Source organism: Streptomyces canarius (assembly GCF_014650735.1).
Taxonomy (GTDB): domain Bacteria; phylum Actinomycetota; class Actinomycetes; order Streptomycetales; family Streptomycetaceae; genus Streptomyces; species Streptomyces olivaceoviridis.
In genome coordinates this window covers 1-9,250 of sequence record NZ_BMVN01000117.1, presented here as the reverse complement: position 1 = coordinate 9,250, position 9,250 = coordinate 1, and the positions used below count along the sequence as shown (strand labels likewise).

Annotated in this window: 7 protein-coding genes and 1 pseudogene; 2 read left to right on the top strand and 6 right to left on the bottom strand. The window is 72.0% G+C overall.

Features of this window, described 5'->3' with window-relative positions; translation table 11 throughout:
* Positions 1-67: 67 nt before the first annotated feature.
* From IE294_RS45680 to IE294_RS45665, 4 genes and pseudogenes are all read right to left on the bottom strand, one after another.
* Positions 68-340: pseudogene (locus tag IE294_RS45680) on the bottom strand (type 2 periplasmic-binding domain-containing protein); the annotation flags it as partial.
* Positions 341-373: 33 nt separating this feature from the next.
* Complete coding sequence (locus tag IE294_RS45675; RefSeq protein WP_189895227.1) at positions 374-895, bottom strand: GNAT family N-acetyltransferase; 522 nt, start codon at positions 893-895, stop codon at positions 374-376.
* Between the two features lie 112 nt (positions 896-1,007).
* Positions 1,008-2,639, bottom strand: coding sequence for an L-glutamate gamma-semialdehyde dehydrogenase (pruA, locus tag IE294_RS45670; RefSeq protein ID WP_189895226.1), 1,632 nt, complete (start codon positions 2,637-2,639; stop codon positions 1,008-1,010).
* 39 nt (positions 2,640-2,678) lie between these two features.
* Positions 2,679-3,605, bottom strand: a complete 927-nt coding sequence (locus IE294_RS45665; RefSeq protein WP_189819301.1) for a proline dehydrogenase family protein — start codon at positions 3,603-3,605, stop codon at positions 2,679-2,681.
* A 165-nt stretch (positions 3,606-3,770) separates the two neighbouring features.
* Between IE294_RS45665 and IE294_RS45660 the strand changes: the two genes are divergently transcribed.
* Positions 3,771-5,060: a PucR family transcriptional regulator gene (locus IE294_RS45660; protein ID WP_373315964.1), complete on the top strand. Its 1,290-nt coding sequence runs from the start codon at positions 3,771-3,773 to the stop codon at positions 5,058-5,060.
* A 13-nt stretch (positions 5,061-5,073) separates the two neighbouring features.
* Here IE294_RS45660 and IE294_RS45655 read toward each other — a convergent pair whose 3' ends face one another.
* Complete coding sequence (locus tag IE294_RS45655; RefSeq protein ID WP_189895224.1) at positions 5,074-5,658, bottom strand: TetR/AcrR family transcriptional regulator; 585 nt, start codon at positions 5,656-5,658, stop codon at positions 5,074-5,076.
* Positions 5,659-5,755: 97 nt separating this feature from the next.
* Between IE294_RS45655 and IE294_RS45650 the strand changes: the two genes are divergently transcribed.
* Entirely contained in the window at positions 5,756-7,291 is a 1,536-nt protein-coding gene (locus tag IE294_RS45650; protein ID WP_189895223.1) for an MFS transporter, read from the top strand.
* Between the two features lie 66 nt (positions 7,292-7,357).
* Here the strand turns inward: IE294_RS45650 and serA are convergent, their stop codons facing one another.
* Positions 7,358-8,947, bottom strand: a complete 1,590-nt coding sequence (gene serA, locus IE294_RS45645; protein ID WP_189895222.1) for a phosphoglycerate dehydrogenase — start codon at positions 8,945-8,947, stop codon at positions 7,358-7,360.
* Positions 8,948-9,250 lie beyond the last annotated feature (303 nt).

The window sequence follows — 9,250 nt, the reverse complement described above, 5'->3', positions numbered from 1 at the left end:
ACCCGTTCAAGATCCCTCAGCCGAGATCTGGCTCACCCGTCCACAACCTCCCGGCACAGAACACCTAGCCGGGGGGGCGGTACGGCCGCTCCGGCCCGAGGTCGGTGATCCGCACCGAGGGCGGGGCCCCGGTGAGCGACAGCGCCGGCATGATCGCCATGCCGAGGCCGCTGCCCACCATCGACAGCACCGCCCCGTCGTCCTCGGCGGTGACGGTGGCCGCCGGGATGCAGTCCTGGGCGGCCCACCGGTCGCGGGCGCAGGAGCCGAAGTCCTCCGTCCGGTCGACGAGCGGGAGGGAGCGCGGCGCCGGGTGCCCAGCCGGGTGCACCAGGGAGTACGTCGGGCGGTCCGCGCGACCTGACCGCCGGCGTCAGAGGACGTCGCCGTCGCGCCAGTCGAAGACCAGCTCGCCGTCCGCGTCGAGCGCGCCCCGCAGGTACACGCCGCCTTCCTCCTCGGGCAGCCGGACGATCCCGTCCGGCGAGAGGGCGTGCACCTGCCCGGCCCACCGCTGCCAGCCCCGGGCGGTGTACAGCGCGGCCCCCGCCTCGCTCGCGGAGAGCGCGCCGAGGTCGTAGGCCCGGTCGACCACCCGCTCCACCTCGGCCATCACCCGTCCGCCGAGCCCGGTGCGCCGTACGTCGGCCCGCACGGCGACGGCCTCGACATACCCGGTGCGCAGCCAGCGCCCCCGGTGCCGCACCCGCCGCATCACGACGGCCCCGTGAGCGGCGAGCCCGGCCCCGTCATGGACGAGCACGTGCGTCCCGCCCAGCCCGTGCTCCCAGTCCGCGTCGGAGAGGTCCCCGTCGAAGGCCTCGTCCAACAGGGCGCGTACAGCGCGGAGTTCGGCCGGGTCCAGGTCGGCGGTGTGGGCGAGCCGCAGGGTCATGACGCCAGTATCGCGTGCCGGGAGCCTTGCGGGGGGACGGCCGGCGGGCGCATGGGAACGGCCCGGGAAGCCCGCTCGTGTCGGGCTTCCCGGGCCGTGCTCGGGGGGCTGGTCAGCCCATGTGCGGGTAGGTGTAGTCGGTCGGCGCGACCAGGGTCTCCTTGATGGCGCGGGTCAGCGTCCAGCGCAGGAGGTTCTGGGGGGCACCGGCCTTGTCGTTGGTGCCGGAGGCGCGCCCGCCGCCGAAGGGCTGCTGGCCGACGACGGCGCCGGTCGACTTGTCGTTGATGTAGAAGTTGCCCGCGGCGAAGCGGAGCTTCTCCATCGTGTACGCCGCCGCCGCGCGGTCGCCCGCGATGACCGAGCCGGTGAGGGCGTAGTCCGACACCGACTCCATCTGGGTCAGCATCTCGTCGTACTTGTCGTCCTCATAGACGTGCACCGCGAGGATCGGGCCGAAGTATTCGGTGGTGAACACCTCGTTCTCCGGGTCGGTGCACTCGATGACGGTCGGGCGGACGAAGTAGCCGACCGAGTCGTCGTAGCTGCCGCCCGCGACGATCGTGCAGGACGGGTCCGCCTTGGCGCGGTCGATCGCGGCCTTGTTCTTGGCGAAGGCGCGTTCGTCGATCAGGGCGCCGATGAAGTTCGACAGGTCGGTGACGTCACCCATGGTGAGGTAGTCGACCTCTGCGGCGAACTCCTCCTTGAAACCGCTGTTCCAGATGGACGCCGGGATGTAGGCGCGGGAGGTCGCGCTGCACTTCTGGCCCTGGTACTCGAAGGCGCCGCGGGTCAGGGCGGTCTTCAGCACGGCGCGGTCGGCGCTCGGGTGGGCGACCAGGAAGTCCTTGCCGCCGGTCTCGCCGACCAGGCGCGGGTAGGAGCGGTACTTCTCGATGTTGTTGCCGACCGTCTTCCACAGGTACTGGAAGGTCTTGGTCGAGCCGGTGAAGTGGATGCCCGCGAGGTCCCGGTGCTCCAGGGCGACCTTGGAGACCTCGATGCCGTCGCCGGTGACGAGGTTGATGACGCCCTTGGGCAGGCCCGCCTCCTCCAGCAGCCGCATGAGGAGCACGGCCGAGTGGGTCTGCGTCGGGGACGGCTTCCAGACCACCACGTTGCCCATCAGGGCGGGGGCGGTGGGCAGGTTGCCCGCGATGGCCGAGAAGTTGAACGGCGTGATCGCGTAGACGAAGCCCTCCAGCGGGCGGTGGTCCAGGCGGTTCCACACGCCCGGGGAGTTCGCCGGGGGCTGCTCGGCCAGGATCTGGCGGGCGTAGTGGACGTTGAAGCGCCAGAAGTCGACCAGCTCACAGGGGGTGTCGATCTCGGCCTGCTGGGCGGTCTTGGACTGGCCCAGCATGGTGGAGGCGGCGATGGTCTCGCGCCACGGGCCGGCCAGCAGCTCGGCGGCGCGCAGGATGATCGCGGCGCGGTCGTCGAAGGACATCGAGCGCCAGGCCGGCGCGGCGGCCAGGGCCGCGTCGATGGCGTCCTTGGCGTCCTGCTGGGTGGCGTGGCGGCCGGTGCCGATGACGGCCTTGTGGTTGTGCGGCTGCACGACCTCGAACGGCTCGCCGCCGCCCAGCCGCTTCTCCCCGCCGATCGTCATCGGCAGCTCGATCGGGTTCTCGGCCAGCTCCTTGAGCTTGGCCTCCAGCCGGGCGCGCTCGGGCGAGCCGGGGGCGTAGCCGTGCACCGGCTCGTTGACGGGGGTGGGGACCTGGGTCACAGCGTCCATGAGATCCGTAACTCCTTGTACGTGAGCGGGTGTTCGGGCTCAGCCCTTGCTGACCATGCTGCGGAGGAAGAACCGGAGGTTGGCCGGCTTCTCCGCCAGGCGGCGCATGAAGTAGCCGTACCAGTCGGTGCCGTAGGCGGTGTAGACGCGCATGCGGTGGCCCTCTGCGGCCAGCCGCAGGTGCTCGTCGCCGCGGATGCCGTACAGCATCTGGAACTCGTACTCGTCGAGCTTACGGCCGGCCTTGTGGGCCAGCTCCTGGGCGATGGCGATCAGACGCGGGTCGTGGGACCCGATCATCGGGTAGCCCTCGCCCTCCATCAGCGTCCTCAGGATGCGCACGTAGGCCTTGTCGATCTCGTGCTTCTGCTGGTAGGCGACCTCGGCCGGCTCCTTGTAGGCGCCCTTGACCAGGCGGACGCGGCTGCCGGACTCCGCGAGGCGGCGGGCGTCGGCCTCGGTGCGGAAGAGGTAGGCCTGGATGACGCAGCCGGTCTGCGGGAAGTCCTTCCGCAGCTCCTCGTGGATGGCGAACATCGAGTCGAGGGTGGTGTGGTCCTCGGCGTCGAGCGTCACGGTCGTACCGATGGCGGCGGCGGCCTCGACGACCGGGCGGACGTTCGCGAGCGCCAGTTCGTGGCCGCCCTCCAGCGCCTGGCCGAACATGGACAGCTTGACGGACATCTCCACGCGCTCGCCCAGCCCCAGGTCCTTGAGGTGGTCGATCAGCGCCAGGTAGGCGTCCCGCGCGGCGGTGGCCTGCTCGGGCGTGGTGATGTCCTCGCCGACGACGTCCATCGTCAGCTCCAGGCCCTTGGCCGTGAGGTCCTTGATGATCGGGACGATGTCGGCCACGGTCTCGCCGGGGATGAAGCGGTCGACGACCTGCTTGGTCACCGGGGCCGCCGAGATCAGGCGTCGCATCCGGTCGCTGCGCGACGCGGCGAGAATCACGGGACCCAGCACGGGGCACCTCCACAGACAAGCACCAAAGACGGCCATCACCCGACGATTCGGGTACGGCACGGGGAACCACCGTGAAACCTAGGGATCTCTCCGATCGTCGGCCATCGACAGCTGTCACGCATCCGTGCCCGGTATCTCAGACAGATGTATGAAGGCGGCCGGGAAATGGGGGAGAATGCCCGAGTGGCGGCTGAATTCAAGGCGGACTACCAGGAGCTGGTGGACGAGATCTCCGAGTTGCTGGGGGTGCCGGCGACCCTGGAGAACCGTGACTTCGAGCTGATCGCCTTCGGCGCCTACGACAGCGAGGACGAACTCGACCCCACCGCGCTGGACCCGGTGCGCACCCGCTCGATCCTGACCCGGCGCTCCACGGCGACGGTCCGCGCCTGGTTCGAGGGCTTCGGCATCACACGCGCGACCGGGCCGGTCCGCATCCCGCCGAGCCCGGAGGCCGGTGTCTACCGCGGCCGGATCTGCCTGCCGGTACGCCACCGGGGCGTCGTCCTCGGCTACGTCTGGCTGCTGGACAGCGATCCCGGGCCGACCGACGCCCAGCTCGCCTCCGCCCTGCGGGTCGCGGGCCGGATCGGTGCCCTGCTCGCGGACGAGGCGGAGGCCGGAGCGGGGCTGAGCCGGGAGCTGCGGGCCGTGCTCACCGCGGAGCGCGGCTGGCAGCGGGACATGGCGGTGGCCGAACTGCGCACCGCGCTGGGGCCCCGCGCGGACGGCCCGCACACCCTGGTCTGTGTGGCGCCCTGGCCGTCGGCCGACCCGGACGACGCCCCCGCCGCCCGGACGATCCCGCACGCCACGGCGCTGTGCACCCTGCCGTGGGGCGCCTCGGGGCAGAGCCTCGCGCTGCTGGTGCGCCTGCGCACCACCGAGTCCAGCACACCCGCGCTGGCGGCGGCCTCGCGGCTGCTGAAGGAGGCCGAGGGGGCCCGTGGGGCGGCGGGCGGCGCGGCGCGCGGGGCGGGGGCCCGGGTGGCGGCGGCGGTCGCGGCGGGATGCACCGCCGGGGCCCGGGCCGCCGGGGCCACCGGCTGTGCGGCCGGGGTCGGCGAGCCCCGCACCGGCCTCACCGAGCTGGGCACGGTCTGGCAGGAGGCCTCGGCCGCGGCGCGGGCCGCGCTGGCCGAGCCGCGGTTCGGGCCGGTCGCGCAGTGGGCGCGGATCGGGGCGTACCGGCTGCTGACCGCGCTGCCGCCGGAGGCCGCGCACGACCGGGTGGTCGGCCCGCTCCTCTCCCCCGCCCACCGGGAGCTGGCCCGCACGGCCGAGGTCTACCTCGACTGCGCGGGCCAGGCCGGCCGCACGGCGGCCGAGCTGGGCATCCACCGCCAGACCCTCTACTACCGCCTGTCCCGCGTGGAACAGCTGACCGGCCTGGACCTGGACGACGGGGAGGACCGGCTGCTGCTGCACATGGCGTTGAAGCGGGCGCGACTGTGACGCCCCGGCGCGGTCAGCTCCGCGCGGCCTCCCGGATCACCCGGCGCAGCCCCTCGGTGAGCTGCTCGGCGGTGGTCGCCGTACCGGGGTCGAAGAGCCACTGGACCATGAGGCCGTTGAGGAGGGTCTGGTAGAGGCGCCCCTCGCTGTCGATCGTCTCCTCGTCCAGGTCGGACTCCGGGACGCCGTTGAACAGCGGGACGAGTCCCGCGCGGCCTTCCCGCTGGGCCTCGGCCAGCAGCTTGCGCACCTCGTCGAGCCGGTCGTTCTGGAACATCAGCTCGAAACTGAGCAGCCAGATCGCCCGTGACTCGGGCACGGTGCGGATGATCCCGGCCCACACCTCCTGGAAGCGCTCCAGCGAGCCCGGGTGCTGGGTCATCTCGCCGTCCAGGCCGGGGTCGAAGCGCTCGCCGACGCCCTCGATCAACGAGACGTACGCCTGCACCAGCAGCGCGTCCTTCGAGCCGTAGTGGTAGCCGATGGACGCGAGGTTGGTGCCCGACTCCTTGACGATGTCGCGCGCGGTGGTGCGCAGGAAGCCCTTCTCCAGCAGGCAGCGCTTGGCGCCCTCGAGCAGATCCTCACGGTGTCCCATGGGCCCACCCTACCCCGCGATCCATACAACCGTCCTAGACGGATGACTTATACGTTCGTTCTATACAAGCGTCTAAGACGCTCGTACAGTCCTCGGCATGACGATGAACCCGACGAGCACCACCGACCCCGCGGGCGCCGAGAGCGCACCCGCCCGCGCCGGCCGCCGCGAGTGGACCGCGCTCGGCGTGCTGATGCTGCCGCTGCTCCTGGTCTCGATGGACGTCTCGGTCCTGTACTTCGCGACCCCCGCGATCAGTGCCGACCTGCGCCCCAGCGGCACCCAGCAGCTGTGGATCTTCGACGTCTACGGCTTCGTCCTGGCCGGCCTGCTGCTGACGATGGGCTCGCTCGGCGACCGCATCGGCCGCCGCAGGCTCCTGCTCCTGGGCGCCGCGGCCTTCGGCGCCGCCTCGCTCCTCGCGGCCTACGCGAACAGCGCCGAGACCCTGATCGCGGCCCGCGCGGTCCTCGGCATCGGCGGCGCCACCCTGATGCCCTCCACGATGGGCCTGCTGCGCACGATGTTCACCGACCCGGCCCAGCGGGCGAAGGCGATCGGCATGTGGTCCGGCGTGATGACCGGCGGCATCGCCCTCGGCTCGGTGATGAGCGGCATCCTGGTCGAGCACTTCTGGTGGGGCTCGGTCTTCCTGGTCAACCTGCCCGCGATGGCGCTGCTGCTCCTGCTCGGCCCGGTGCTGCTGCCCGAGTCGAAGAACCCCGCGCCCGGCCGCTTCGACTGGCTGAGCGTCCCGCTGTCGCTGGCCGCCGTGCTCCCCGTCGTCTACGGCCTGAAGGAGATCCCCTCCGAGGGATGGAACCCGGGGTACGTCGTCTCGGTCACCGTCGGTCTGCTCTTCGCGGCCCTGTTCGTCCGGCGCCAGCGCACCGGCACCTCACCGCTGATCCCGCCGGCCCTCTTCCGGGGCCACGGCTTCACCGCGTCGCTGGTCCTGACCCTCGTCTGCGCGTTCGGGATGATGGGCTCGGCCATCTTCACCACGCAGTACCTCCAGTCCGTCCTGGGCAAGAGCCCGCTGGAGGCGGCCCTGTGGAGCCTGCTGCCGTCGGTCCTCATCGGGATCGCCGGACCGGTCACCGCCCAGCTCGTCCAGCGGGGCGTCCCCCGGGGACACGTCGTCGCCTGCGGCTTCGCGGTCAGCGCGGCCGGGTACGCCCTGCTCGCCCTCGCCGGCACCGACTCGCTGTGGCTGGTGCTGGCCGCCGCCGGCGTCCTCGCCTGCGGGGCGGTCATGGTGCTGTCCCAGCTGACCGACCTGGCGATGGGCGCGGCGCCGGCGGAGCGGGCGGGCACGGCCTCCTCGCTCCTGGAGACCGGCACCGAGTTCGGCGGCGCGCTCGGCATGGCGGTCCTGGGCTCGATCGGTACGGCGGTCTACCGCCACGCGATGCCGGCCACCGCCCCGGCCGAGGCCCGCGAGACCCTGGGCGGTGCGCTGGCCGGCGCGGCCCGGCTGCCGGGCCTGGCCGGTCAGACCCTGCTCGCGACGGCACGGGAGGCGTTCACCAGCGGAATGCGGGGCGCGGCCGTCGCCGGCGCGGTGATCCTGGTGCTGGCGGCGGTGGGAGCGGCGGTGACGCTGCGGAGGACCGAGACCGGACGGAAGTAGGCAGCGGAAAAACGCCGGGCGGGCTGAGGTACCCCTCAGCCCGCCCGGCGTTCCGGCACAGGTGGATCAGACCAGGTTCACCGAGCGGGCGGACGTCGCGCCGATCTCGGAGGCGACCTCGGCCAGCACGGCGGCGCCCACCGTGTCGTCGACGGTCAGCACGGCCAGCGCCTCCCCGCCCACGGCCGCGCGGGCGACCTGCATGCCGGCGATGTTGATGCCCGCCTCACCGAGGATGCGGCCGACGGTGCCGACGACACCCGGGCGGTCCTCGTAGCGCAGCACCACCATGTGGTCGGCGAGCGCGAGGTCGACGTCGTACTCGCCGACCGCGACGATCTTCTGGGCGTGCTTCGGGCCGGACAGCGTGCCGGAGACCGACACCTCCTCGCCGGTGCCCAGCGTGCCGCGCACGGTCACCACGTTGCGGTGGTCGCCGGACTCCGAGCTGGTGGTCAGGCGGACCTCCACCCCGCGCTCCTGCGCGAAGAGCGGGGCGTTGACGTAGGACACGGTCTCGTCGACGACGTCCTCGAAGACGCCCTTGAGCGCGGACAGCTCCAGCACCTTCACGTCGTGCTGGGTGATCTCGCCGTAGACCTCGACGTCGAGGCGGACCGCGACCTCACCGGCGAGCGCGGTGAAGATGCGGCCGAGGCGCTCGGCGAGCGGCAGGCCCGGCTTGACGTCCTCGGCGATGACACCGCCCTGGACGTTGACGGCGTCCGGCACCAGCTCACCGGCGAGGGCGAGGCGGACTGACCTGGCGACGGCGATACCGGCCTTCTCCTGCGCCTCGTCCGTCGACGCGCCCAGGTGCGGGGTGCAGACGACCTGGTCCAGCTCGAAGAGCGGGGAGTCGGTGCAGGGCTCCTTGGCGTACACGTCGAGGCCGGCGCCGGCGACCCGGCCCTCCTTCAGCGCCGCGTACAGCGCCGCCTCGTCCACGATGCCGCCGCGCGCGGCGTTGACGATGCGCACGCTGGGCTTGACCTTGCGCAGCGCCTCGTCGCCGATGAGGCCGAGCGTCTCGGGGGTCTTGGGCAGGTGGACGGTGATGAAGTCGGAGACCTCCAGCAGCTCGTCCAGGGAGAGCACCTTGACGCCCATCTGCGCGGCCCGCGCGGGCTGCACGTAGGGGTCGTAGGCGACGACCTTCATGCCGAAGGCGGACATGCGCTGCGCGACGAGGGCACCGATGCGGCCCAGGCCCACGACGCCCAGCGTCTTCTCGGCCAGCTCCACACCCGTGTACTTGCTGCGCTTCCACTCGCCGTTCTTCAGCGCGGCGTTGGCCTGCGGGATGTTGCGGGCGGTGGAGAGGATGAGACCGCAGGCCAGCTCGGCGGCGGTCACGATGTTGGAGGTCGGGGCGTTGACGACCATCACGCCGGCCTTGGTGGCGGCGGAGACGTCGACGTTGTCCAGGCCGACGCCGGCCCGGGCGACGACCTTGAGCTTCTTCGCGGCGGCGATGGCCTCGGCGTCGACCTTGGTGGCCGAACGGATCAGGATCGCGTCCACGTCGACGATGGCCGGCAGCAGCTCGGAGCGGTCCGCTCCGTTGCAGTGCCGGATCTCGAAGTCCGGACCGAGTGCGTCGACGGTGGCAGGCGACAGCTCTTCAGCGATGAGTACGACGGGTTTCGAGCTCACGTGAGTCCTCACATGTGCGATGCGGACGGCCGTCCCGACGGCCGCAGGCGGAGGAGGGGCTAGCCGCGGAAGACGCACGACGCTGTGGGCCTGACGCGTGTTGTGCAGAAGCATAGTGGCGCGGCGGGCGTCGCATTGCGCCTCCGCGGAAGGATCACCCGTCCGGGGCTGGACGGGTTGGACAACAGGGGCCGGAGCAGTCCGCCCCGGCCCCTGTCAGCGGGCTTACGCCTCTTCGTTCACCCAGCTCATCAGCTTGCGCAGCTGCTTGCCAGTGGTCTCCAGCAGGTGCTCGGAGTCCTG

Bases quoted from the DNA above. Each gene is read 5' to 3' on its own strand.
- IE294_RS45660 (WP_373315964.1), top strand. From the start codon at position 3,771: ATGGGGGAGAATGCCCGAGTGGCGGCTGAATTCAAGGCGGACTACCAG.
- IE294_RS45655 (WP_189895224.1), bottom strand. From the start codon at position 5,658: ATGGGACACCGTGAGGATCTGCTCGAGGGCGCCAAGCGCTGCCTGCTG.
- IE294_RS45675 (WP_189895227.1), bottom strand. From the start codon at position 895: ATGACCCTGCGGCTCGCCCACACCGCCGACCTGGACCCGGCCGAACTC.
- IE294_RS45650 (WP_189895223.1), top strand. From the start codon at position 5,756: ATGACGATGAACCCGACGAGCACCACCGACCCCGCGGGCGCCGAGAGC.
- pruA (WP_189895226.1), bottom strand. From the start codon at position 2,639: ATGGACGCTGTGACCCAGGTCCCCACCCCCGTCAACGAGCCGGTGCAC.